The organism is Pontibacter sp. BAB1700 (genome assembly GCF_000277005.1).
Taxonomy (GTDB): Bacteria; Bacteroidota; Bacteroidia; order Cytophagales; family Hymenobacteraceae; genus Pontibacter; species Pontibacter lucknowensis.
This window is the reverse complement of record NZ_AKIS01000006.1, coordinates 1-24,178: the sequence shown is the minus strand read 5'-3', so window position 1 is coordinate 24,178 and position 24,178 is coordinate 1. Positions and strand designations below refer to the sequence as shown.

Genomic DNA, 24,178 nt, shown 5'->3' with positions numbered 1-24,178 from the left:
CTATCCTGATGCAGACAAGCGATATGACAAAATCTTTAACAGACATTATATTCCCTCTTGTAAAGAATACCTTCAGCGGGTTTCTGGACAACGGTTCTCTTATGTTGGCTGCGGCACTGGCCTTCAATGCCATTTTCTCAATCCCTCCTCTGCTGGTCATCATCATACAGGCCGCCGGGTACTTCCTTGGCGAGAAGGCCGTTTCAGGTGAGCTTTCCAGCCAGATTTCAGAAGCTATCGGGCCCAATGCCGCCGAATCCATTGAGACCATCGTACAGAATGCGGCTTTGAGCGAAGGAGGCGGTATAGCCTTCTGGATAGGTATAGGCACGCTTATCTTCGCATCCACTACGTTTTTTGCTACGTTGCAGGAGTCGCTGAACAGGGTGTGGAACGTGAAACCGAAGCCGACAAACGGCATCGTGAAGATGCTGAAGGTGCGCCTGTTCTCGTTTGGCATCGTGCTGAGCATCGCCCTGCTGATGCTGGTGTCGCTCCTGCTGAGTGCCGTCATTTCGATCCTGAGCGACTACCTCCGCGAGATTTTCGACAGCTACCTGCAGTTTATCTCGCCTGATGTACTGTATTTCCTCATCAAGGCCATGGACTTTGTCCTGTCGGTTGCCATTATAACGGCCCTGTTCTCACTTATTTTCAAGTACCTGCCCGATGCCTTTATCAAATGGAAAGATGTGTGGGTGGGCGCTTTGATTACGGCACTGCTGTTCACCATTGGCAAATTCCTCATCAGCTGGTTCATCAGCACCAGCGACCCGGGCTCAGCCTATGGGGCTGCCGGCTCCATTATCGTGATTTTAGTATGGATTTACTACTCGTCGTTGATTGTGCTGTTCGGAGCGGAGTTCACCCAACAGTATGCCGCTGAGTTTGGCCAGGAGATACGACCCAAGGAGCATGCGGTGCTGTTCAGAGAGCAGGAGATCACCAATAACCCGCACGACATATCCAGCGGCAGACCAAGGCCGGAAGGCAGGTTCAACAAAGCCAGCTGACATAAACCCAAGTAAAGCAAACGGCCCTTGCTACAGGTATAGCAGGGGCCTTTTGCTTTATCGTTAGCATAAACTTAAACAGCGGGCTGTTTCTCTTTTACGGCAAGCTGGCCGCAGGCAGCGTCAATGTCTTTGCCACGGCTGCGGCGCACGTTTACCTGCACGCCACGGTCGGCGAGGTAGTAAATGAAGTTCTGCCAGCGTTCTTCGTCAGTATTTTTGTAGTCGGCGTTCTCAATCGGGTTATACTCGATCAGGTTGATCTTGCAAGGTATCACTTTGGAGAACCGATACAGCTCTTCCGCATCCTGCAGCGTGTCGTTGAAGTTCTGGAACACGATGTACTCATACGTCACCTTGCGGCCTGTCACTTCATGGAAGTGCTTCAGAGCATCGGTCAGTGCCTCCAGTGAGTTCGTCTCGTTGATCGGCATGATCTGGTTGCGCTTCTCGTCGTTGGCGGCGTGCAGCGACAGCGCCAGGTTGGCTTTCACGCCATCATCAGCCATTTTCTTGATCATCTTGGCTATACCTGCCGTGCTCACTGTGATGCGGCGTGCTGCCATACCCAGGCCATCGTGCGCCGTGATGCGCTCGATGCTCTTCATCACGTTGGCGTAGTTTAGCATCGGCTCGCCCATACCCATGTACACGATGTTGGTAAGCGGCTGGCCATACTGCTGCATGCTCTGCTCGTTAATGCGCACTACCTGATCGTAGATCTCGGCGGCATCGAGGTTACGCACGCGGTCCATGTAGCCGGTGGCGCAGAACTTGCAGGTAAGTGAGCACCCTACCTGGCTACTCACGCAGGCAGTTTTGCGCTCTTCGTGGGGTATCAGTACACCCTCCACGATGTTATTATCGTGCAGTTTGAAAGCAGATTTGATGGTGCCATCGTTGCTGAGCTGCTTGGTGGCTACCTGCACCGCGTTAATGGCAAAGTGCTGGTCCAGCTTTTCGCGCAGGGCCAGGCTCACGTTATTCATCTCCTCAAACGACTGCGCCGAGTGCTTCCAGATCCACTCATAGACCTGCTTGGCACGGAACGCTTTCTCGCCCTGCTCCACAAGCCATGCCTTCAAGTCGTCGAGCGACAGCTTTCGGATGTCTTTTTTATTTAAAACGGGTATATCTGCAATCAAATTCATACCACAAAATTACAAAAATACTTAGGCTTTAGTTTCAATCCGGGCTTTTACTTCGTTGGGCAGGGCCATTAATTTTCGTTCCTGGTAGTTAAAGCAGAGCATACCCGTCTTGGCACGGGCAACTTCCTTGCCGTTTTGGTTGAGCACATGTAGGTAATATCGAAGCCATACTTGTGCACATCGTCAAATGCCAGCCGCAGCGTGAGTACATCACCGTAGAAGCCCTCGCCCTTGTACTCAATGGCAACATCGGCCATGATCAGGCTGGCACCGCCCATATCGAGCTCGGTGTAGCCGAAGTGCCTGAGCAATTGCAGGCGTGCCTCGTGCAGAATAGAGAGCAGCGCATCGTTGCCCAGATGGGCGCCATAGTTGAGATCAGTAATGCGCACAGGTATAGTTGCCTCGAAGGACACATGTTCAGGTATAGCTACTTTGATGCGGGGCATGTTTTAAATTGTTGATGGTTGAATTGTTAAATTGCTGATGGTTTTATACCCTCTATTGAGAGAGGTCGCTATTCAAAGCCATCTATTCCAAAACGACGAATATGCTCTTCGGGGTATCCATGTCCCGAAGCTTCATGAGGGCAAGGATGCCCGGATCAACTGCGCAGTTTGAGAGTTAGGCCGTTAAATGGTTTAGTGCGTCAATCATTCTTCATCAGCCATTACAGCTATTGATTCCAAATTAGTCATTCCTCACTATTCCTTAATCATTATTCCCCAACCATTGCTTACATTTGTAAAGTAAATAAATAATCATGCATCTCGAAATCAGGCAGACCAAAGACGGCTCCAACACCTTGTACGTGCCCGAACTGAACGAGCACTACCACTCGGTGCATGGTGCTTTGCAGGAGTCGCAGCATGTCTTCATTAAGCACGGCCTGGAGCATGTGCTCAATCTCCGCAAAGACATCAAGATTCTGGAGGTAGGTTTTGGCACCGGCCTCAACGCCATCCTCACTTACCCTTTCGCGCTGGCTCAGAAGGCTTTCATCCAATACGATACACTGGAGAAGTTTCCGCTGGAAATGAAGGTGGTAGAGCAACTGCAGTTTGATAAAGTAATTCTGAACCCTGAGCTGCACGATGCATTTCTGGAACTTCACAAAGCTCCCTGGAACGAGCCGGTTGACGTAATTCCATACTTTACGCTGCAGAAGATCCACGAAACGCTGGAGGAGTTTGTGCCACCGCGTGCTTATTACGACCTGATCTATTTCGACGCCTTCGCTCCCGAGAAGCAGCCTGAGCTCTGGTCTGATAAGATGTTTGATAAGTTATTCCAGGCTACCCGCCCTGGTGGTGTGTTGGTTACTTACTGCGCAAAGGGCTCCTTTAAGCGAAGCCTGAAAGCAGCTGGTTACGAAGTAGAGGCACTCCCAGGCCCTCCGGGCAAGCGTGAAATGACACGCGGCTTCAAACCGGTGGAGTAAAACCTTTTCGCTTATTTTCGGTTGAGGTATAGCAAATACTTAAAACGAAGTAATAATGAGCATGTCAAATCAAAATAGCCCCTTCTATAACCTGTCAGCGACCTCTTTGCAGGGCAAAGAGGTCAATATGGAGAACTTCAAAGGCAAAGTTGTGCTGGTGGTGAACACTGCCAGTAACTGCGGTTTTACGCCACAGTACGAAGGTCTGGAGGAGCTCTATAGAAAGTACAAGGACGATGGCCTGGTGGTGCTGGGCTTCCCCTGCAATCAGTTCGGAAATCAGGAGCCGGGAGGAAAAGAAGAGATTGAACAGGGTTGCCTGGTGAACTACGGCGTGAGTTTCCCCATGATGGAGAAAGTGGATGTGAACGGTCGTAATGCCCATCCGGTATTCCAATACCTGAAGTCAGAGCTTGGAGGACTGTTGGGCAGCCGTGTGAAATGGAACTTCACTAAATTCCTGATTGATGCCAACGGAAATCCGGTGAAACGCTATGCTCCGATCACCAAACCCGAGAAGATAACACCGGATATAGAGCGCTTGCTTCATAAAACAGAGGTAACACCTGACAAGCCAGCGCAAGCTAACAAATAGTATATCAAGGGGTTACAGACCATCCCAAATGTGAAATTTAAATACCTCCACAGGTATAGAATCCCATTTACTTGAACTTTGATTTATCACAAGTGCCTCCTTATTAAGAAATTACAGCAAAGTTTTATCTTAATAAAGTATAATTCAAGCACTTGCATAAACCATTCAGCATTTTTTTTAATTGTTATACTTCAAAAATTGTTTTATTTCTGGAATTAAGTCTTATTTTGCATTGTCTTAGAGCAATGAAAGCAAATCAACAGGAAGCAAAATGAAGAAATTATTACAGAAAGTGGTGAAGCCTTTCCAGGCGAAGTACGAAGTGGTTTGTACGACTTACCAGGTTATACCTGGCCTGCCAGTGAACAAGAACGAATCCAGACACCAGTTTGAACGCGGCGCAGTAGTAGAAGCCCGTGATTTTTACACAAAAGTGGTGAGCTCAGACATGACCCGCACCATGGCACCTGTTGAAGTGCAGCTGCGCAAAATCTACCTTGGTGGCAAGACAATTGAACAGGCTGAATTCGGTCCTGTAGCTCAGCTTCGCCAGGTGGTAAATGGCAAGAAGAAATAAGGCTTCAGAGAGCCGCAAACAAAAAGCCCCGCTGCAGTGATGCAGCGGGGCTTTTTGTTTGCGGCTTATGCAACATCCTGATCTCAGTTGACACCAACCAAGCTCAGGCAGCACTGCGCATACTAACTATGCAACGCTGATGCTTCCGGCCACACCCCGTCGGGCGTTATGGCAAAGTCAAGCGGTACATCATAGACATTTGGGTCGGCTATGCGCTCCACAGGCGGCTCCAGCGACAGCCCTACCTTCACAACATCTGGTCGGCAGTCAGCCAGAAAACGGTCATAAAAGCCTTTGCCATACCCTACCCGATGCCCTTGCTTATCGAAAGCCAGCAAAGGGATCAGCACCAGATCTACTTCGCGGGCGTGGACGATCTCGGCATCCTGCGGCTCAGGTATACCCCAGGCATTTTCTACGAGCACTGACTCTTCCGTTAGCTGATGGTGTGAAAGCGTATGCTGCCCGGCATCCGTTACGGGCACTACTACGCGCACCTCAGGGCACTCCAGCCGTAACCGCTCAATGATGGGCCATGTGTTCACCTCGTTGTTTTTGATAATCGGCAGAAACACGTGCACGGTCTGACCTGCCTGGAGAGGAAAGTGCTGGAAAAACAAGTCGGCTATACGCTGGCTCCGCACAGCCACCTCGTCGACGGACAGGGCACGGCGCCGTTGCAGCATGGTTTTTCGCAGCTCGGCTTTGTGCATTACTCCTCCTCCAATATTGTGAACTTAAACTCCAGTGGGTCAAAAGCCTCTACCAGTGCAGGTATAAAGTTCGGGTGATTGGTCTGGTAAGAGAGCAGGTTGTCCTGACGCTCCTGCAGGCTGCCGTTCGGGAAGAGTTTGTCTTTCAGGTTTTCAAGTTGTTTGAAGGTCTGCTCGTGCTTGCTGTCGCGTGCTTTGGAAAGCTTTTTCTCGAGCATTTGCAATGAATTGTGCGCTTTCTGCTGTTCAGCCGCCACTGCCCTTACCAAGGTCGGGTCAATTCCTTCGGCCAGCGCTTCTACTTGTTTAAACGCTTTGGCTACAGCCTCACGCTGCGTTTCCAGGTTAATCTCCTCTTCGTGCAGCTGCGACGAGAGTTTCTTCTTCAGTTCCTGATAATCCTGGAACAGGTCGATTGGTTCAAGACCCAGTTTGTGCATGCGGTTGGCGTTCGGCTTGCTGATGTACAGGGCCGAGTTTCGCAGCATGATGATCGGGAAGGTTACCTGGTGTGCTTCAAACACTTTACAAAGCTGAAACCAATACGCCACCTCTGCTCCACCGCCAATGTATGCCAGGTTGGGCAGCACTATTTCTTCGAAGAGCGGACGAAGGATCACATTCGGGCTAAAACGTTCCGGGTGCTGCTGTGCCTCCTGCAACATTTCTTGCTCTGTAAAGCTCAAGTCAGTGTTGAGTACCTTATACCTGTCGCCTTCCTGCACAATGCGTTCGCGCATGCCGTCCTGCAGGTAAAACAGGTTGATCTCACGTGAAAACACCTGCGGTTTGTAGCCTAGCTGCTCTAATTGCGAGTTTGTCGCTTCCACCAGCTTATTAGACAGCTGCTCGGTCACTTCCTTCTCCACTACAGGTATAAGCGCCTTCTTCAGCTCTTTGTGATCACCGTCGATGCTTACCAGACCATACTCGCCAAACAGTGCATGTGTGATGGCAAGGGTTGCGTCGGCCAGTGTCTTGCTGTTGCGGTAAGCGTCTTCAAATATCGGGAAAGCCTCCGGCAACTCTTCCAGTACCTTGTCAAGTCCGTTTGTTGCGAATCGGCCCACGGCACCGGTCTGCTCAGACTCCCAGGTATAGCGCTTACCAAACAGGTTGAAGTGGTTGATCTCCGCGAAGTCGTGGTCTTCAGTGGCCATCCAGTATACCGGCACAAAGTTGTAATCCGGGTAAGCTGCCTGTAACTGGCGACAGGTGTTGATGGCCGTCACGATCTTATACACAAAGTAAAGTGGCCCTGTGAAGATGTTGAGCTGGTGCCCTGTGGTGACGGTATAGGTGTTGGGCTGCTGTAACAGCTCCAAGTTTTGCTGCACAACTGGTGGATATCTGCTAAAGAACCATATTGCTCCTGTAGCGCCTGATATAAGGTGTGGCGTTGGGCTACCGAGAACTGCTTCTCCTTGATCTGTTCGCTAAAAGCCTCCAGCGTCGGGAAGCGGTGATAGAACGTCTTTAGCTTTTCGCTTTGTGACAGGTAATCGGCTATCGTCTGGGAGAAAGCGCCAGTAGCGGCATAGTCTACTTTGGTGATTTTCATATCAGTTACTTCCATCTGCTCTATTTTGTGGCTTTATGCTATGTGGCTATACCTAGAGGGTATAACAAAACACGTTCACCTATGTTGCGCCACAAAGTACGTGTTTTTTATTTTCGATCTATAGCTGATACGATAGAAAACAGGTATAGGCGGGCGGAATCTGAATTTAGGCACTCACCGCCCTCGCTCTAAAAGCTTTCATAGCAAGGGCTTTAGTGGACAAACTAAAGGTATAAAGTCCGTATACTTAGCTAAAAATCAAACGATATGGGATTATTGAACGGATTAATGGGTCATGCATCAGCTGTGCCTGTCGAAAAACTCACAAAAGAATTTCAGCCCATCCTGCTCGATGATGAGCAGATTGAAAAGGCTTTCCGCCTGATTCGGGACATGCTGGTGTTCACGAACAAGCGACTGATCGTAGTGAATAAGCAGGGTATAACGGGTTCTAAAATTGAATACCAAAGTGTGCCTTATGCCAGCATCAAGATGTTCTCAAAAGAGAGCGCCGGCATGCTTGACTTCGATGCCGAATTGAAGATCTGGCTGACAGGTGAAGCGTCGCCCACTATCAAGCAGGAATTCCGCAAAGGCGATAATGTGAATGAGGCTTACAAAGTGCTAAGCAGGTATGTGCTGAAATAAACTAGAGTGAATTGAGCCAGCCCTCAGCATTTTCGGCTGTTTCAAATCCATTCGCAATTCCATCCCGCACCATCTGGATGGCCCTGTCAGTGGAGAGCCGACTGAAGTAGTCTTGCGAATAAACAGCGGCATGGTATTGCAAACCAGCCTGCTCGGCACGTGGGTGCCAGTCATACGCCAGCCAATCTGTTAAATCCACCCATAGTCCTTGCACGTCGTAGTGGTTGTCGAGCAGTTTGTGGCAGCGCTCTTTTTGCAGGAAAAACAGAATCTGCTCATATCCCTGTTTGATGACCTCGCTGGTAAAGGCGCCATGCCAGGTAGCTGCAATGTAATCTTCCACCGCATTATACTCGAGTGTAAGGGAATCAGTAGTGAGTAATTTGATGTGCCGCATATAGGTGGGAAAAGATTTGCAGCGTCTAAAACCGCTCCTTGAACTATATTTAGGTTTCTGAATACCATAATACATAATTCCGGGCTATAAACAAAAAAGGAAATTCCCTGTTGGCCGTAGCTCACAAAGAATTCCTTTGATGATGGTTATTCGCAGCCTCGGGTTTTTAACGCCCGACCTTTCACTTTATACTAATTTACAGACCACCTCTCCGTATAGATCGAAGTCAGAGGCATCCGTGATCTTCACATTGGCGAAGTCTCCCAGACGCACATACTGGCTATCAGCTGGCACAAGCACTTCGTTGTCTACCTCCGGTGAGTCATACTGCGTACGGCCCACGAAGTAGCCGCTTTCTTTGCGGTCGAACAGTACTTTGTAGGTCTTGCCTACTTTCTCTTCGTTCAGTTCTACTGATATACCTTGCTGCAGTTCCATGATGGCATCAGCACGTTCCTGTTTCACCTCGTCCGGCACATTATCCTCTAAGGTATGGGAATGGGTGTTTTCTTCGTGTGAGTAGGTAAAGATGCCCAGACGCTCAAAGCGGGTTTCCTCTACCCAGTCATACAGCTCCTGGAAATCCTTGTCGGTTTCCCCCGGGTGGCCTGCTATCAGTGTCGTACGCAAAGCAATGTCTGGCACACGCTGACGAATCTGGTCAACCAGCTCAATCGTGCGACGCTTGCTGATACCGCGGCGCATGGTCTTGAGCATGTTGTCGGAGATATGCTGCAGCGGCATGTCCAGGTACTTGCAGATATTCTCGCGCTCGTTCATCACGTCGAACACCTCCATCGGGAACTGCGACGGATAAGCGTACTGCATCCGGATCCAATCTATACCTTCCACATCCGACAGGTTGCGAAGCAGGTCGGCCAGCTTGCGCTCGCCATAGTGCTGCAAGCCATAGTAAGTCAGGTCCTGTGCAATCAGCACCAACTCTTTTGTGCCCATGCTAGCCAGTCGCTTCGCCTCTTTTACAAGGTCTTCGATCGGACGGTCTACGTGCTTGCCGCGCATCAAAGGGATCGCACAGAAAGAGCAAGGGCGGTTGCAGCCCTCGGCTATCTTAAAGTAAGCAAAGTGCGAAGGCGTCGTGATGAGTCGTTCGCCGATGAGCTCGTGCTTGTAGTCAGCCTCCAGTTTTTTGAGAAGCTGCGGCATTTCAAGCGTACCGAAGTAAGCGTCCACCTGCGGAATCTCTGCTTCCAGCGAGTCCTTGTAGCGCTGCGACAGACAGCCTGTTACGTACAGCTTGTCGATCTGTCCCATCTCTTTGGCCTCGGCGTAGCGCAGAATGGTGTCGATGGACTCCTGCTTGGCATTGTCGATAAAGCCGCAGGTATTTACGATGATGATATTTGAATCGTCCTTCTCAGACTCGTGCGATACGTCAAACTCGTTTGCCCGCAGCTGCCCCATCAGCACTTCCGAATCCACCAGGTTTTTAGAACAACCCAGTGTGATCACGTTTACCTTGTCTTTCTTTAAACTTCTTACTTTCACTTATCTATGTATTAGCGCGATAATTCCCAATTACTCAAAACCATTGCGGCTGCGCATTAGTTCGATTGGGCAAATGAACTGCAAAAGTACAACATGTTTGGGTAATAAAAGAACAGCCCACCTGTACAGCGGGCTGATTTGTTATTTTCAGGAAACAAGAGGCTTTCGGATTATGATGAAAGCAGCCGAATTACTCTCGGGAGCCTAATAAAACGCATCGTAGTTCACCAGAAACTCCACGGTGGTCACTTCGCCTTCTTTTACCTCTACCGGGAAGATATTCATCTCCCCGTCGAAAAGATTGGCAAATAAACCATCTTGCTCTTTTGTAAAGAGGCTATACCTGCCAGGCTCCAGACTAATGGCAAAGTTGCCATTAGCGTCTGTCTTCACCTGCTTAATTAAATTTGTCTTAATTGCGGTATGGAAAACACCGTCTTTGGAAGTGGTTTGCGAACTGTTGGTCAGTTCGTAAATGTATACGGTGCGCTCCACGCCTTTTCTTCCACTGGAAGGTGGTGCATCCGGGGAGGGCATTTGGTTGCCTGCCTCCCATAGAATCTGCCCCCGTATACCTTGCTTGATCTGCATCTGCTGGCCTGTTTGCGTTTTCAACTCCTGCTGCGTGTCCTGCGCTTCTCCCTCCTGCCCCGATGTACCTTGGGTACCGTTACACGTGGTCAGCAACAGCGACAGCCCTATCAGCAGCAATTTCCCCATACAGGCAACAGCTAATTTCTATTTGCGGGAGAAGAACGACTCCACGAACTGGTTCTTGTCGAACAGTTGCAGATCTTCTATCTTCTCTCCTACCCCGATGTATTTCACCGGAATCTTGAACTCATCAGAAATACCGATCACCACACCGCCTTTGGCCGTTCCGTCCAGCTTGGTAATGGCCAGTGCGGTCACGTCAGTGGCTTTGGTGAACTCACGCGCCTGCAACAGGGCGTTCTGACCCGTGCTGCCGTCGAGTACCAGCAGTACCTCATGCGGCGTGTCGGCTGTGATCTTCTGCATCACGCGTTTGATCTTCGACAGCTCGTTCATCAGGCCCACTTTGTTGTGCAGTCGGCCGGCCGTGTCGATGATCACGACATCTGCACCGATGTCCACCCCTTTCTTTACGGCATCATAGGCCACAGAGGCTGGGTCGGTGTTCATGCCATGCGAAATAACCGGCACCCCCACACGCTCACCCCAGATGATCAGCTGATCCACGGCGGCGGCACGGAAGGTATCGGCGGCACCGAGTACGACTTTCTTGCCTGCTTTGTGAAACTGGGAGGCCAGTTTGCCGATGGTGGTGGTTTTACCCACACCATTTACACCTACCACCATGATCACGTAAGGCTTGATGCCTGCCGGCAAGTCGAAGTTAGCGCCGTCACCGGCACGGTTCTCCTCAAGCAATGCGGCAATCTCCTCACGCAGGATCTTGTCGAGCTCGCTGGTGCTCACGTACTTGTCGCGGGCCACACGCTTCTCGATGCGGTCGATGATCTTCACCGTTGTCTCTACCCCTACGTCCGCATGTACCAGAATTTCCTCCAGCTCGTCGAGCACTTCCACGTCTACCGTGGATTTGCCCACAACTGCTTTGCTCAATTGCCCGAAAAAGCTGGTTTTGGTTTTCTCTAGACCTTTGTCGAGCGATTCTTTCTTCTGCTCTTTGCTGAAAAAGTCAAAAATTCCCATTTGCGTGTTTTGTAGGGTGAGACGATCTCGGTGTGATACGGTAATATACTAAAAAAGTCCCGGTAAAGGGACTTTTTCATGTATTCTATCTATGTATAAGTAGAGTAGGCTTAATTACTTCTTAAGGAACTCCTGTACTTTGTCAACAGGCACCATCTCTTCTTTAAAGCTGTAAGCACCAGTTTTTGGAGACTTAACGGCTTTGATCACTTTTGCCCAATCTTTACCTGTAGCGGTCTTTAGGGTTGCAACTACCTTCTTAGCCATGGTTATTTAATTTCTTTATGTACAGTTACTTTTTTCAACACAGGATTATACTTCTTAAGCTCTAAACGCTCAGCAGTATTCTTTCTGTTTTTGGTAGTGATGTACCTTGAAGTTCCAGGCATGCCAGTCGCTTTATGCTCTGTGCACTCCATAATTACCTGGATTCTATTACCTTTTGCTTTTTTAGCCATCTCAACAGTAAATTTTTATTTAGGACTGCAAATATACAAGCTTAAATCTCTAATTACAAACAAAGTATAAATTTTTCTGCAGAAGCTTTTTAACTAAGCGCTCTGCCGCTTCTATACCTCTTCTAGAGTGCTTCTAATCGAGCGTTGGCAGTTTGAAACCGTCCAATGCGCTCGGCTGGGCCATTGTTTTTTCAATTTCCTCTATTGTGCGGGGCGCCTGCTTCGACAGATTTTCCCAGCCTTTATCAGTGATCATGATATCATCTTCGATGCGCACGCCGATCCCCCACCACTTCTTGTCACATGGACTTCCTTCCGGAATGTAAATGCCTGGCTCGACCGTAATAACCGTGTTAGCCTGGAAAGGTCCGTAGCTGCCACGGTCGTGCACGTCGAGGCCCAGGTAATGAGATGTACCGTGCGGGAAGTAGCGCTGTACTTCTTCCCTTTTCTTAATGATGCCCAGTTTTAGAAGGCCATCAGCTATCACAGCTTCGGCAGCCTGGTGCGGCGCATTGAAAGCGTTGCCCACCTTGCACTGCTCAAAGCCTGTCTCCTGCGCCTTGAGTACCAACTCGTAAATGGCACGCTGTTCTTTGCTGAACTTCCCGTTGGCAGGTATCGTGCGCGTCACGTCGGCGGTATAGCCAGGTACTCCGCCCCCACATCCATCAGCACCAGTTCGCTGCCAGGTATAGCCGGCTTGGAACTGGAGGTATAATGCAGCACACAACCATTGTTGCCGGCCCCAATTATGCTCGGGTAGCCTACATGCTGTGCACCGTATTTCTTGAACACGAACTCATGTATACCTTGTATTTCCATTTCGGACATACCTGGCTTCATGGCCTTCATCACCTCAATCTGTCCGATAGCCGACATGCTCGCTGCTTTACGAAGCAAGTTGATCTCGGCTTCGGTTTTCACTTCTCGCATGGCGTCCAGCACCTGATTGAGCGTGAAAGCGTCAAGCTTCTGCTTAGGGGTAGCAGCCACGGCTTTGGTGCGTGAGCGCATGTCTTTCGCCTGCAGATAGCCTTGCAATGCCCGGTCGTTTTTCAGTTCCGGCTCCTGTTGCATGGCTTCCTGAATGTAGGCTACTACTCCTTCGGACTGCGCCAATCCATGCTCCCGCACAATGCCATACAGCATGCTGCGTGTCGCGCTGAAATTGGCCGGGTACTTTACCTTGGACTTGAACTGGTTAAGTAAGCTGTATAAATCAGCCTCATCCGCTGCGTCGTCGCGCACATCATGCGGCAGGCTTTTGATCAGGATCTGCTGCAGATTGGCAGTGTCGAGCTTAAAGGAATCAAAATCGGTATTTGCCAGTGTGGCTATACCTAATTCTTTGGCCGCCCCCTCTACGCCTTGCCGTTTGCCATTCCATAGTTCATGCATCTCATCATTGGGCTGCACAAACAGTACTTCCTGTACCTGCTTACCATTCACGCTCTGCGGACTCTGGAAAAGCAACAGCACGGCGTTCGGCTCCTTATACCCTGTCAGGTAGTAGAAATCCGGATCGGGATGGTAATAATAGTCCACGTCGTTTGCACGGTTGCGCACGGGACTGGCAAAAAGAACGGCAACGGAGCGAGGGGGCAGCTGTTGCCGCAGTACCTCTCTCCGTTGCCGGTGAAACTCTTTATCTAAAGTATCAGATGGCTTTCCCGAGCCTGCATGCGGTTGCGCTACTGCCGTAATCGACAGCCAGCATAACAGTGCACACAGCCGGAAGGCTGCCATTAGTACATAATGAAGCCTTGCTCTACTGCTTTCTTCAGAACGGCAGAAATACCGTTTTTGTTGATTGTTCTCAATGCTGAAGTGGATACTTTAAGGGTTACCCAAGCATCTTCCTCAGGGATGTAGAAACGCTTCTTCTGAAGGTTCGGATAGAACTTACGCTTTGTCTTATTGTTAGCGTGAGAAACGTTATTTCCTACTTGTACTCTCTTTCCGGTTAAATCGCAAACTCGTGCCATCTTGTATTTTCTTCTAAATTATTTCAATAGGGGTGCAAATATCTGCAAAAAGATACAGAAATTCAAAAGCATAGCAGATATTTTTAACAAAACCCGCTGCAAGCCAACTACAAAGGCTTTTTAACAGCATGCCTTATACCTTGTCTTCGCCTTTCAGGCCCGTTTCTTTCTTCTTTTTGGTGAAGCCGTAAGGGCAGTTCCGGCAGGCATTCTTGCAGCAATAGCCTCGTTTGAGCAGGTACTTGGCCGTTAGTACCATCAGTCCATGCTCAAAATAAAAATCCTCGCCTTCTTTCAGATCGCTCACGCTATACTCCTTATAAAGCGACAAATATCGGCATTTCGGGTACGTTTACCAAATAGCCCCTTCATTATACCTTGTAGCGGCAGTGTATTTCGTTCTATCAAAGATGGCCGTGTCTCAATGTGTAATCCTTACCCTGCAAGCCTATGACCCATTTCCAAAACCTGACCGAAGCTGTGAGTACCATGCGTGCAAGGGGCTTTGTCAACACGTTTACTATTCAGCATCAGCGGGTTTACTGCTCTGAGCAGAGCTGTGAACTCTCCCCCAATCAGCTTACTTTGCTGGAGCGGCATACCGTGCCCTCTTCCACCTCACAAAGCGGACAGCAAGAGGTATACGGATTCCGGACGGATAACAACCTGCTCGGCATCATGACAGACATCTATGCCGAGTACGACGCCGATGAATTCCATTCTGTTTTCAGGCAGTGCCGGCAGACCGAATAAGCTCCTTTTCCGGCTAAAGGTATAATTCAGGCTGTTTTTGCTATATTTACAACCTATATACAGAATCCCGTAAATATAGGTGCGGCACTACAGCTTATGGCGTAGCGCTGCCCAACAGTACGGACACAGCTTTTTTAACACATAAACTATGAGCACGCTATCCATCACCTCCAGCCAGCAGGCTATCGAAACCGAAGAAAAGTACGGCGCCCACAACTACCACCCGCTGCCGGTGGTGTTGAACAAAGGCGATGGCGTATACCTGTGGGACGTGGAGGGCAAACGCTATTTTGACTTCCTGTCGGCCTACAGTGCCGTAAACCAGGGCCACTGCCATCCGCGCATCATCAACGCCCTGATCGAGCAGGCCCAGCAACTCACGCTGACTTCCCGTGCCTTCTACAACGACAAACTAGGTATAGCCGAGAAGTACATCTGTGAGCTGTTTGGTTACGACAAATCGCTTTACATGAACTCTGGTGCCGAAGCCGTAGAAACGGCCATCAAGCTTGCCCGCAAATGGGCTTATCTGAAGAAAGGCATCGCCTCTCACAACGCTGAGATCATCGTGGTAGAGCGCAACTTCCATGGCCGTACGACAGGCATCATCTCCTTCTCCACTGACCCGGATTCTACGAAAGGCTTTGGGCCGTACATGCCAGGCTTCAAGGTGATTCCTTACAATGATCTCGATGCGCTGGAAACAGCCCTGAAAGAAAACCCGAACGTGTGCGGTTTCCTGGTGGAGCCGATTCAGGGCGAAGCAGGTGTAGTGGTACCGCAGGACGGGTATATGGCTAAGGCGCATGCGCTTTGCAAAGAGTACAATGTGCTGCTCATGGCTGATGAGATCCAGACAGGTATAGCACGCACCGGTAAACTGCTTGCCACTTACTACGACGATGTAAAAGCGGATATTCTGATTCTTGGCAAGGCACTTTCAGGTGGTGTGCTGCCGGTATCCTGTGTACTGGCCAACGACGATATCATGCTGTGCATCCAGCCAGGTGAGCACGGCTCTACCTTTGGCGGCAACCCATTGGCGGCTGCAGTGGCCATTGCAGCATTGGAGGTGATCAAAGAAGAAAACCTAATAGAGAATGCCTACAAGTTGGGTGAAGTGTTCCGCGACCGCATGAACAAGTTAAAAGCTAAGCGTCCGGAAGTGGTAACGCTGGTAAGAGGTCGCGGTTTGCTCAACGCCATCGTGATCGAGCCTTCAGCCGATGGCCGCACCGCTTGGGACGTATGCGTGGAGCTGAAGGAGAACGGCCTGCTTGCCAAGCCAACCCACGGCGATATCATCCGCTTCGCACCACCGCTGGTGATGACAGAAGAGCAACTGCATGAGTGCTGTGATATCATTGAAAAGGTAATCATGAACTTCTAAGAGAAGGTATAGCTAAAACATATAAAAGGCGAGGCTGTAGTGGCTTCGCCTTTTTTTATCTGCGCCAACCATGCTCGTCTGCCCGAAATTTGGTAGCTTTAGAATAGCAACAGCTTTGAAAACATGACACAACAAGAACAGTCCAGACCTATCGTTATCTTCTCCGGCGACTTCCACCGGGCGGCTGTCATCAAAAACATGCTCGAGAACCATGGCATTTATGTGTTCATGCAAAATGAGCACATGGGCAGTATTGCGCCTTTTCAAGTAGCTTCCGGCGGTTTTAACCCGGTTAAGTTAATTATCTCTGGTCATGATGAAGAGGAGGCTAAAAAGCTACTGGAGAATTTTGACCGGGACGGAACAGAGGGCATAGAGTAGCATTTCACTTTGCCAAGCATAAGCCGTACCTTTGCCGTATACCTATGTTGAAGCATTTTAGAGCAATCGCTATACTATGATCACCAAAAGACCAAGACGAAACCGCTATAACGAAGTCATCCGCAGCATGGTGCAGGAAACTGCCCTGGAACTGAACGACTTCATCTTCCCGCTTTTCATCATCGAGGGGCAAAACCAGAAAGTAGAAGTGGCCTCGATGCCGGGCATTAACCGCTACTCCGTTGACACTTTGCTCGATGAAGTGGCCAGCTGCGTGGATCTGGGCATCAAAGCCTTCGCCCCTTTCCCGAGCATCCCTGAAAGTTTGAAGGACAAGTACGCCAAAGAAAGCGAGAACCCGGAGGGCCTGTTCCCTAGAGCTATCCGTGAAATCAAGAGGAACTTCCCGGACGTGGTGCTGCTGACCGACGTGGCCATGGACCTTATAGCTCCGACGGGCACGACGGCATTGTGATAAACGGTGAGATCGTAAACGATGAGACGCTGGAGGTACTCGGCAAAATGGCGCTCACGCAGGCACAGGCAGGTGCCGACATCGTAGGTCCTTCCGATATGATGGACGGTCGTGTAGGCCACATCCGCCGCGTGCTCGACGAGAACGGTTTCCACAAGGTGGGCATCATGAGCTATACTGCCAAGTATGCGAGTGCCTTCTACGGTCCATTCCGCGACGCCCTGGACTCTGCCCCGAAAATGGGCGACAAGAAAACCTACCAGATGAACCCGGCCAACAGCCGTGAAGCTCTGATTGAAGCCGCCCTGGACACCGAAGAAGGAGCCGATTACCTGATGGTAAAGCCCGCTCTAGCCTACCTCGACATCATCAAGCTGCTGCGCGACAACTCACACCTGCCGATAGCAGCCTACAACGTGAGCGGGGAGTATGCCATGGTGAAAGCCGCCGGCCTGAAGGGCTGGATCGACGGGGAGAAAGCCATGCTAGAGAGTTTGCTGAGCATCAAGCGGGCAGGCGCTGACATCATCCTGTCATACTTTGCTAAGGATTTTGCCAAGTACCTCCAAAAGTAACCAAGTCATATTCACGACAAAACAAAGCGCCCTGGGCTCACAGCTCAGGCGCTTTGTTTTGAAAGCAGCCGGCATTAACACAGGTCCTGGCACCTCTCTAAACCAATGTTTCACCAAATAAAGTATTCACACTGAACCAGTTTGGCGTTCGCGCACTTTTAGTTATATTGGTGGTTCTAAACTTCTACCTACTACTACTTTATGAGAGGATTGAGCCTTTGGCTGATGGCTGCGGCACTTGCAACGACTTCTGTTAGCTTTGCGCAGCAGAGTGGCTCGGTGCCTGTGCGCGCTAATGTGCAGGAACTGGGCCGCATTGCGGCAGCTGAAGACAAAAGTTACCGGACAAAGCGTGCCGAAGCCATTGCGCTTGCCAAGCGAAATGGCTGGGAAATTGAAAAGACTTACAAGGACGGTACCCACATATCCTTACAGAGCCTTGATGAACTGGGCATGCCGGTTTACTACATCACCTACAACAACAACGCCGCCATCACAACCCGCACAAACCAGCTTTGGACAGGCGGCAAGCTGGGACTTAACCTCAGTGGGGCGAGCAACAGCGTCACGGACAAAATGGGGGTCTGGGACGGTGGCCTGGTACGGGAGTCGCATGTGGAGCTGCGCGGCAGGATAGAGCAGAAAGACAAGCCCTCCAAACTGAATGATCATGCCACCCACGTGGCCGGCACCCTCATTGCCAGCGGACAGAGCCTGATGGCCAAAGGCATGGCGCACGGGGTAAAAAAGCTGCACGCTTACGATTTTAATAACAGTCCTTCCGAAATGGCCGAGGCTGCGCAAGCCAATATGCTGGTTTCGAACCACTCCTATGGCACCATAGCCGGCTGGCGTTATAATAGTGAACGCAAAGGCACCGACGAGGATCCGTACTGGGAATGGTGGGGCACTCCTCAGGTAAGCGAAACAGAGGACTACAAGTTTGGCTACTATGACGACACGTCTGTCAGCTGGGACCGCATTGCCTACAACGCACCTTATTTCCTGATTGTGAAATCCGGCGGAAACAACCGGCAGGAGCCTGGCCCCGCTGTGGGCAAGCCTTACATGCAGCGCAACTCCAACGGCAACTTTACACTGGTGTCACAGCGCCCGGGCAACATCAGCAGCAACAACGGCTATGATGGCATCGCCACTTACGGCACTGCTAAGAATATACTTACTGTGGGTGCCGTAAACAGCCTCCCAAACGGCTACAACCAGCCTTCCGATGTCAAGATCACCAGCTTCAGCAGCTTTGGCCCTACTGATGATGGTCGTATTAAGCCTGACCTGGTAGGTGGCGGAGAAAGAATTCTTTCTACAACCAGTGCCAGCGACAATTCTTACAAAGCTCTGAGCGGCACTTCCATGGCAGCCCCCAACATTTCAGGTTCCCTACTGCTCCTGCAGGAGCACCATGCCAATCTGAACAACGGGAAGTTCATGCGTGCCGCCACACTCAAAGGCTTGGCCATTCATACGGCTGACGAGGCCGGCGATGCTCCAGGACCTGACTACATGCATGGTTGGGGACTTCTGAACGCCAGTCGCGCCGCTACCATGATCAGCAACACCCAGAACACGCACCTGATACAGGAGCGCAATCTGGAGCAAGGTAAAACTTATACGCTGGAGGTAGTGGCATCCGGCACGGGACCACTGGTGGCCACCATTTCCTGGACCGACCCGGAAGGAGCTGCCCATTCCATGTATAGCGCCCTGAATAACCGCAGTCCGCGCCTGATTAATGACCTGGATATACGCGTCACGAACCGCGGCAATACGATTATGCCCTGGGTATTAAACCCCAATGCTCCCGAACTGCCGCAGTCCAAGGCGACAACTTGGTAGACAATGTAGAGCAGGTACTTATACCTAACGCTATACCTGGCGAGACCTACACCATTACCGTATCGCACAAGCGCACGCTTCAGAAAGGGCCTCAGGAATATTCCCTGCTGGTGAGCGGAATGGGCGGCACAGCCTATTGTGCAAGCACTCCGACTTCGGAGGCAGGTTCACGCATCAGCAAAATTGTCTTTGACGGCATTACAACTTCTTTTGAAGGATGCGCCACCTACCGCTTGCAGGAGGAAATGCTGCTATCCTTTGAGCCGGGGCAAACTAAAACGGTGTCGTTTGAACTGGGCACCTGCGGCGCCAATGCCAGCAAGGCTGCCAAGGTGTACGTGGACTGGAACGGCAATGGCAGCTTCGAAGATCAGGGCGAGGAAGCTGCTGCTTCTGGTGTTACCAACGGTGTCGGGATGTTCAATGCCAACATTTCAGCCCCCTCTTTTCTACAACCTGGCTACATGACCCGACTGCGCGTCGTGTTGGTTGAAACCTCCACTCCGGCAGGCATAAGCTCTTGTGGCACTTACACCCGCGGCGAAACGCAGGACTATATCATTCAGATCACAAAGCCTTCCACAGATGTTGCCCTGGAGCAGGTAATGCCGGTGGGTTCATCGCTCTGCGCCGGCACAAATCAGCAGTTCCTGGTCACAATCCGCAATAATGGGCTCCGCGATCAGAAAAATATCCCGGTGACACTAGAGGTATACCGTAGTGGTTCCAAGGTAGCTGCCATGACAACGGTTTACACCAAAACGCTAAAATCCTTTGCCACAGATGAGGTCTTGCTGACAGCCGATTTTCAGACAGAGGCTGGCGCTACTTATGAACTGATTGCTTCGGCAGGCACCACCAGTGATGCCGTACCAGAGAATAACACCCTGAGTAAAACCTACGGGGTAGGTGGCAACACTACCGTGGCACAAGCAGTGGCGACTCGCTGCGGCGACCAGCCAAGCTATACCCTGACCGGCACTGGCGATGGCACCATCTTCTGGTACAACACGGCAAGCGGAGGCACCCCCATCGCTGCGGGCAACTCAACCAGTATCGCAACGAGCAGTGTTAACGGCACGCTCTATGCCTCCCTCAATGATTTCTCGGCCACTGTTGGACCAGCGACCAAGAAGTTTGCAACAGGCGGGGGGTATAACCAGTTTACGCCGGATGTGATCGTAGACGCAAAGGCTCCTATGCTGCTGGAAAGCGCCCGTCTGTATATCGGCAACCCCGGCAAAATCACGTTTACAGCCTACAACAGCAATGGTTCTCCTGTTTCAAGCCGGACACTTACAGTAGAGGCCACCCGCTCCACCCCTGCCCCGGGCGTGCAGGAAGATGACCCAAATGATCAGGGCGAAGTATACTACCTTGGGCTGGAGCTTCCTGAGGCTGGCACTTACAACATCGCGATCACGTATGACCATGCGAATGGGGCCACCATCTACAGAAACAATGCAGGTGTGACGGGTTATCCATTTGGTGTAAGCAATGTGTTCACTATAACTGGCACCACGGCCAACCCTGGTGCGCTAAGCTATTACTATTACTTCTACGACCTGAAGGTGCGTGCTCTCGGCTGTACCAGCCCAAGGGTAGCTGTACCGGTTGAGAACGGCACTCCTCTCCCAACACCAGTAATTTCGCGCCAGGGCCTGAGCCTGCAGTCTAGTGCTACGGAGGGCAACCAGTGGTACCTGAATAGCCTGCCTATACCTGGTGCCACTGAGCAGACCTTTACCCCAACAGAAAGCGGTGACTATAGCGTGCAGGCACAGTGGAAGGGCTGCGTTTCCACACGATCGCAAATCTATACCTTCGCCTATCAGGCTAATGGCCGTGAATTGAAGAAAGAGTTGGTAGCCTCGCCTAACCCAAGCGCAGGCGTATTTAAGGTGCAGTTTGAGACGGCGCAGCAAGAGGAACTGTACCTGAACGTGACTGACATGCTGGGCAACCTGATCTACACCCGCAAAGTGACCGGCTTCAATGGTTTCTATGAAGCGGACATCGACCTCTCGGCAAGAGCTTCTGGCATTTACCTGCTCCGAGTGAAGTTCGGCGATCAGGCCTTTACCCAAAAACTGGTGTTACAGCGCTAATAAGCAACCAGTAATCAGAAGAGCCCTGGCTATTGAGCCGGGGCTTTTTTGTGGTACTATAAACTTCTGATTGATTCGGATGCAGTCAAAGTAGTATCTTTACCTACACCTACCAACTTTGCTTATCCGGTGGTATTCCCTATCTTCAGCCAAACAAAACAGAAACTATGAAGAGATTACTACTCGCTATAGGTGTGGCATTCATGTTCGCCTCCTGCGCCCAGCAACCACAGGCCAGCAGCATAACGAACACTACTGCCGAGACTACCACTACGCAACAGGAAACGGTTACGGCCCCACAATCACCCGTAACGGCTACGCAGCAGGCTTTCTTTTCTCAGTTAAGCAAGCTGTGCGGTAAGAGCTTCAGAGGCAAGGCTGTGTTCCCGGCCGATGGCAAAGACCCGTTTGCAGGCAAAGAACTGACCATGCACGTGCGTGAGTGCTCCGACCAGGTTATCCGTGTCCCGTTCCACGTGGGTGAAGACAAATCCAGAACGTGGGTATTCACTAAAATGGAGGAAGGCTTACAACTCAAGCATGACCACCGACACGAAGACGGCACCCCAGACGAAGTGACCATGTACGGCGGCATTGCCATGGATACTGACGACGCAACCACCATGCGTTTCCCGGCCGACGCTTTCACCGCCCAGCTTATACCTGCGGCCTCCACCAACGAGTGGAATGTGGTCCTGAGTCCCGACGGACGCACGTTCAGCTACATACTCAAGCGCGATAACCAACTCCGCTTTCAGGCCGACTTCGACCTGACCCAACCGATCAACTAATCTATACCTGCCATACCTTAAAGCAAGAAGGCCCGAAGCTACTACAGCTCCAGGCCTTCTTTTTGGAGTATCTCATTCCTAGGACTTAGAGAACTGCTTCTTCAACACCTGGTAGTCGATAAAGTACAGTACCCTTACCGAAAGACTATTGGTCTGCGGCCCGGTGATGGTGCGGGTAAAGTTTTCGTGGTAGCGGGGCACGATGTCGCCCTGGCTTTCCAAAATGGCGTTCTTCCACATTATGCTGATCTCGCTGCCCGGCGCAAACCACCACGAGTAGATCATATCGATGTTGAAGGCGTTATAATTGATGTTGTGGTTTGGAAGTTCGTTTTCAGGGAAATAGCCGCCATTCGGATAGCTGCTGGTTAACAATTCCCCTTTGTTTCCGAGCTCGAAGAAACGGTTATACTCTGCCTTGGACCAGTAGTGCCGCGCCCGCAGCGACAGCGACATGCGGTTGTTGAAGATATAAGAGCTGGTGAGGGTGTTGTCTACCGTATTCACGTCACGCAGACCGAAGATAATGTCGTGCTGCTTTCCTGCTTCCGTGCTTCGGGTAAGATGGTTGGCATAGCCCATGTCGTCGCGATTGCTGTTGCGGCTATACCTGTAGATGAACATCAGCTTATCGTTCACCCGGAAGCGTGGCGAAATGGAGTAGCCTAAATTCTGGCGCTTGTGCTCGTCAAACGTACGATAGCTGAAGTCCACATCCAGGGCCAGGCGCTTGCGGTAGTCCGACGAGATCCAGCCGCCAATACTGCGGTTCACCGGAAAGGTATAGTAGCGACCTGCTACCCGTGGCTCGAAGAAGTCATAGGTCTTCACTGGTTCCAAATTAAAGTTGGTGCCCACACTCAGGAAATTGCGGAAAGTGCCGCTCACCCTGCCATAGATCACAAAGTTCTGAAAATCGTCGGGCTTATACCGGCGGCTGTAGGTGGCTCCCAATTGGGTATTCATATTGAGAAGCTTCCAGAAAGGCTGGTAGATGTTGTAGCGCAGGTTCAGGTCCTCGTCCACGGTATTGCGGATGAAATTGATACCCATGTCATTCGGGTCGTAGGTGTCGGACTTCATGGAGTGGGTGAACCTGTACTGGAAATTGCCGCTTACCTTGCCCCCGCCGATGCTGTACATGTGCCCCAGCTGCGCATCGCCTGGATAGTATTTTTGGCTCAGGGCGGCACTGCCTTCCACGGCATATCGGTTGCCTTGGTTAGCTACCCTGAAGAGCATACCGGTCAGGTTGGCGTCGTAGGTGCTGCCTGCACGCAGCACGTTGGTATTCACAAGCGTCACGTAGGAGTTGTTCTTGAGCGACTGGTCAAGTACCAGGATGTTATAGTTAGTGAGCGGCTGCGTCTCTTTTTGGAAGCGGTTGCCCTCACTGTCTTCGAGTGTAGCGAATTGCCGTCCTACCACCGCGTTGAACAAGCCTATACCCAAACCCGACTGCGTGCGGCCCGATATCTTGGTACCGTTCAGCATCTTGGTTTCGCGCGGGTTTTCGATGACAGTGTTGCCTTGTTCGCGTTCGGCACTTGCGTTCAGAAAATTGATGGGTGTGCCACCAATGCGTCGGGAATAAAGGAAGCCGCCTTTGTTGAACAGCTCCGTGCCCTCCATAAAGAAAGGCCGGTATTCGTTGAACTGCACCTCGAAAGGCGACAGGTTGAGCACCTGGTTATCGGATTGCACCTGGCTGAAATCAGGTATGAGCGTCATATCGAGTGTGAAGGCGTCGTTGATGCCGTACTTCACGTCCATACCTCCACTAAAGTTAACATTGTCTTCGTATCGCACGCTGCCGTCGCCGTTGCGCACCGGGTACTTCTCTGCATAGGCCGATACGTAGGGCGTGAGCGAGAGCCGCAGCGGTGCTTCCACATTTTTGATGCCCCTAAGCTTGCCAAACTGGTTCATGAAACCGTTGATGGCTGGGTCCACATGATTCCAGAAAAACTCCTGTCGCGTGGACCGTCTGTTACGCATGAAGTTAAGTCCCCATAGCTGCTCCGGCTTGCTGCTGAATCGGAGGGCCGAGTAAGGTATGCGCATCTCTGCTACCCAAGAGTTGCCATCAAGTTTAGTATTGC

25 protein-coding genes and 2 pseudogenes are annotated in these 24,178 nt (G+C 50.9%); 12 read left to right on the top strand and 15 right to left on the bottom strand.

The features are described from left to right. The first annotated feature begins 23 nt into the window (after positions 1–23). Positions 24–1,013 (top strand): YihY/virulence factor BrkB family protein, encoded by a 990-nt coding sequence (locus O71_RS00755; protein ID WP_040573380.1) that lies wholly within the window; start codon positions 24–26, stop codon positions 1,011–1,013. A gap of 74 nt (positions 1,014–1,087) precedes the next feature. Here the strand turns inward: O71_RS00755 and rlmN are convergent, their stop codons facing one another. Both rlmN and O71_RS00745 read right to left on the bottom strand, forming a co-directional pair. Beyond that, positions 1,088–2,164 carry a 23S rRNA (adenine(2503)-C(2))-methyltransferase RlmN gene (gene rlmN, locus O71_RS00750; protein ID WP_007652273.1) on the bottom strand — a complete coding sequence of 359 codons (1,077 nt, stop codon included), beginning with the start codon at positions 2,162–2,164 and terminating at the stop codon, positions 1,088–1,090. Positions 2,165–2,232: 68 nt separating this feature from the next. Then, on the bottom strand, positions 2,233–2,613 hold the full coding sequence (locus O71_RS00745) for a thioesterase family protein (RefSeq protein ID WP_007652272.1): 381 nt from the start codon (positions 2,611–2,613) through the stop codon (positions 2,233–2,235). Positions 2,614–2,927: 314 nt separating this feature from the next. Between O71_RS00745 and mnmD the strand changes: the two genes are divergently transcribed. From mnmD to O71_RS00730, 3 genes are all read left to right on the top strand, one after another. After that, entirely contained in the window at positions 2,928–3,605 is a 678-nt protein-coding gene (gene mnmD, locus O71_RS00740; protein WP_007652271.1) for a tRNA (5-methylaminomethyl-2-thiouridine)(34)-methyltransferase MnmD, read from the top strand. A gap of 55 nt (positions 3,606–3,660) precedes the next feature. Further along, entirely contained in the window at positions 3,661–4,200 is a 540-nt protein-coding gene (locus O71_RS00735; RefSeq protein ID WP_007652270.1) for a glutathione peroxidase, read from the top strand. Between the two features lie 271 nt (positions 4,201–4,471). Then, entirely contained in the window at positions 4,472–4,777 is a 306-nt protein-coding gene (locus tag O71_RS00730; protein WP_007652269.1) for a hypothetical protein, read from the top strand. Between the two features lie 122 nt (positions 4,778–4,899). Here O71_RS00730 and O71_RS00725 read toward each other — a convergent pair whose 3' ends face one another. The 3 genes from O71_RS00725 to bshC (O71_RS26200) are packed head-to-tail and all read right to left on the bottom strand — an operon-like array spanning position 4,900 to position 7,066. Continuing rightward, on the bottom strand, positions 4,900–5,490 hold the full coding sequence (locus O71_RS00725) for a 5-formyltetrahydrofolate cyclo-ligase (protein ID WP_007652268.1): 591 nt from the start codon (positions 5,488–5,490) through the stop codon (positions 4,900–4,902). Then, a complete protein-coding gene (gene bshC / locus O71_RS00720; RefSeq protein ID WP_255345323.1) occupies positions 5,490–6,815 on the bottom strand; it encodes a bacillithiol biosynthesis cysteine-adding enzyme BshC in 1,326 nt (441 codons plus the stop codon). Before bshC (O71_RS00720) ends, O71_RS00725 begins: the two co-directional genes overlap by 1 nt. After that, a complete protein-coding gene (bshC, locus tag O71_RS26200) occupies positions 6,719–7,066 on the bottom strand; it encodes a bacillithiol biosynthesis BshC (protein ID WP_255345322.1) in 348 nt (115 codons plus the stop codon). Before bshC (O71_RS26200) ends, bshC (O71_RS00720) begins: the two co-directional genes overlap by 97 nt. A 252-nt stretch (positions 7,067–7,318) precedes the next feature. Between bshC (O71_RS26200) and O71_RS00715 the strand changes: the two genes are divergently transcribed. Next, positions 7,319–7,699 carry a PH domain-containing protein gene (locus tag O71_RS00715; RefSeq protein WP_040573377.1) on the top strand — a complete coding sequence of 127 codons (381 nt, stop codon included), beginning with the start codon at positions 7,319–7,321 and terminating at the stop codon, positions 7,697–7,699. 1 nt (position 7,700) lies between these two features. Here O71_RS00715 and O71_RS00710 read toward each other — a convergent pair whose 3' ends face one another. The 9 genes and pseudogenes from O71_RS00710 to O71_RS22965 all read right to left on the bottom strand — a co-directional run bounded on the left by O71_RS00710 (position 7,701) and on the right by O71_RS22965 (position 14,056). Then, the gene (locus O71_RS00710; protein WP_007652257.1) at positions 7,701–8,096 is read right to left on the bottom strand and encodes a hypothetical protein; all 396 of its coding nucleotides are present in this window, start codon (positions 8,094–8,096) and stop codon (positions 7,701–7,703) included. 186 nt (positions 8,097–8,282) lie between these two features. Beyond that, the gene (gene rimO / locus O71_RS00705) at positions 8,283–9,605 is read right to left on the bottom strand and encodes a 30S ribosomal protein S12 methylthiotransferase RimO (RefSeq protein ID WP_007652255.1); all 1,323 of its coding nucleotides are present in this window, start codon (positions 9,603–9,605) and stop codon (positions 8,283–8,285) included. 204 nt (positions 9,606–9,809) lie between these two features. Then, complete coding sequence (locus tag O71_RS00700; protein WP_007652253.1) at positions 9,810–10,325, bottom strand: hypothetical protein; 516 nt, start codon at positions 10,323–10,325, stop codon at positions 9,810–9,812. Between the two features lie 18 nt (positions 10,326–10,343). After that, positions 10,344–11,303, bottom strand: a complete 960-nt coding sequence (ftsY, locus tag O71_RS00695) for a signal recognition particle-docking protein FtsY (protein ID WP_007652251.1) — start codon at positions 11,301–11,303, stop codon at positions 10,344–10,346. 114 nt (positions 11,304–11,417) lie between these two features. Next, positions 11,418–11,570: a DUF4295 domain-containing protein gene (locus O71_RS22375; protein ID WP_007652248.1), complete on the bottom strand. Its 153-nt coding sequence runs from the start codon at positions 11,568–11,570 to the stop codon at positions 11,418–11,420. Between the two features lie 2 nt (positions 11,571–11,572). Next, the gene (rpmG, locus tag O71_RS00690) at positions 11,573–11,761 is read right to left on the bottom strand and encodes a 50S ribosomal protein L33 (protein ID WP_007652246.1); all 189 of its coding nucleotides are present in this window, start codon (positions 11,759–11,761) and stop codon (positions 11,573–11,575) included. Positions 11,762–11,894: 133 nt separating this feature from the next. Then, positions 11,895–13,510, bottom strand: a pseudogene (locus tag O71_RS00685) (aminopeptidase P N-terminal domain-containing protein). Beyond that, positions 13,510–13,749: a 50S ribosomal protein L28 gene (gene rpmB, locus O71_RS00680; RefSeq protein WP_007652245.1), complete on the bottom strand. Its 240-nt coding sequence runs from the start codon at positions 13,747–13,749 to the stop codon at positions 13,510–13,512. The pseudogene O71_RS00685 and the gene rpmB overlap by 1 nt, the downstream one beginning before the upstream one ends. Before the next feature lie 133 nt (positions 13,750–13,882). Then, entirely contained in the window at positions 13,883–14,056 is a 174-nt protein-coding gene (locus O71_RS22965) for a DUF5522 domain-containing protein (protein ID WP_155800406.1), read from the bottom strand. 143 nt (positions 14,057–14,199) lie between these two features. Here O71_RS22965 and O71_RS00670 point away from each other — a divergent pair, with 143 nt between their 5' ends. The 7 genes and pseudogenes from O71_RS00670 to O71_RS00645 all read left to right on the top strand — a co-directional run bounded on the left by O71_RS00670 (position 14,200) and on the right by O71_RS00645 (position 22,076). Then, positions 14,200–14,502 (top strand): hypothetical protein, encoded by a 303-nt coding sequence (locus O71_RS00670; protein ID WP_007652241.1) that lies wholly within the window; start codon positions 14,200–14,202, stop codon positions 14,500–14,502. A 148-nt stretch (positions 14,503–14,650) separates the two neighbouring features. After that, positions 14,651–15,892 (top strand): ornithine--oxo-acid transaminase, encoded by a 1,242-nt coding sequence (rocD, locus tag O71_RS00665; protein WP_007652238.1) that lies wholly within the window; start codon positions 14,651–14,653, stop codon positions 15,890–15,892. Positions 15,893–16,015: 123 nt separating this feature from the next. Next, a complete protein-coding gene (locus tag O71_RS00660; protein WP_007652236.1) occupies positions 16,016–16,273 on the top strand; it encodes a DUF2007 domain-containing protein in 258 nt (85 codons plus the stop codon). A gap of 76 nt (positions 16,274–16,349) precedes the next feature. Further along, positions 16,350–17,323, top strand: a pseudogene (gene hemB / locus O71_RS00655) (porphobilinogen synthase). Positions 17,324–17,524: 201 nt separating this feature from the next. Beyond that, positions 17,525–19,177 (top strand): S8 family serine peptidase, encoded by a 1,653-nt coding sequence (locus O71_RS21240; protein ID WP_081490409.1) that lies wholly within the window; start codon positions 17,525–17,527, stop codon positions 19,175–19,177. Then, the gene (locus tag O71_RS21235) at positions 19,171–21,285 is read left to right on the top strand and encodes a GEVED domain-containing protein (RefSeq protein WP_051017659.1); all 2,115 of its coding nucleotides are present in this window, start codon (positions 19,171–19,173) and stop codon (positions 21,283–21,285) included. The genes O71_RS21240 and O71_RS21235 overlap by 7 nt, the downstream gene beginning before the upstream one ends. 167 nt (positions 21,286–21,452) lie before the next feature. Further along, the gene (locus tag O71_RS00645; protein ID WP_007652234.1) at positions 21,453–22,076 is read left to right on the top strand and encodes a hypothetical protein; all 624 of its coding nucleotides are present in this window, start codon (positions 21,453–21,455) and stop codon (positions 22,074–22,076) included. A 78-nt stretch (positions 22,077–22,154) separates the two neighbouring features. Here O71_RS00645 and O71_RS00640 read toward each other — a convergent pair. Beyond that, the coding region (locus O71_RS00640) for a DUF5916 domain-containing protein (RefSeq protein ID WP_007652231.1) at positions 22,155–24,178 on the bottom strand (2,024 nt) is incomplete at its 5' end.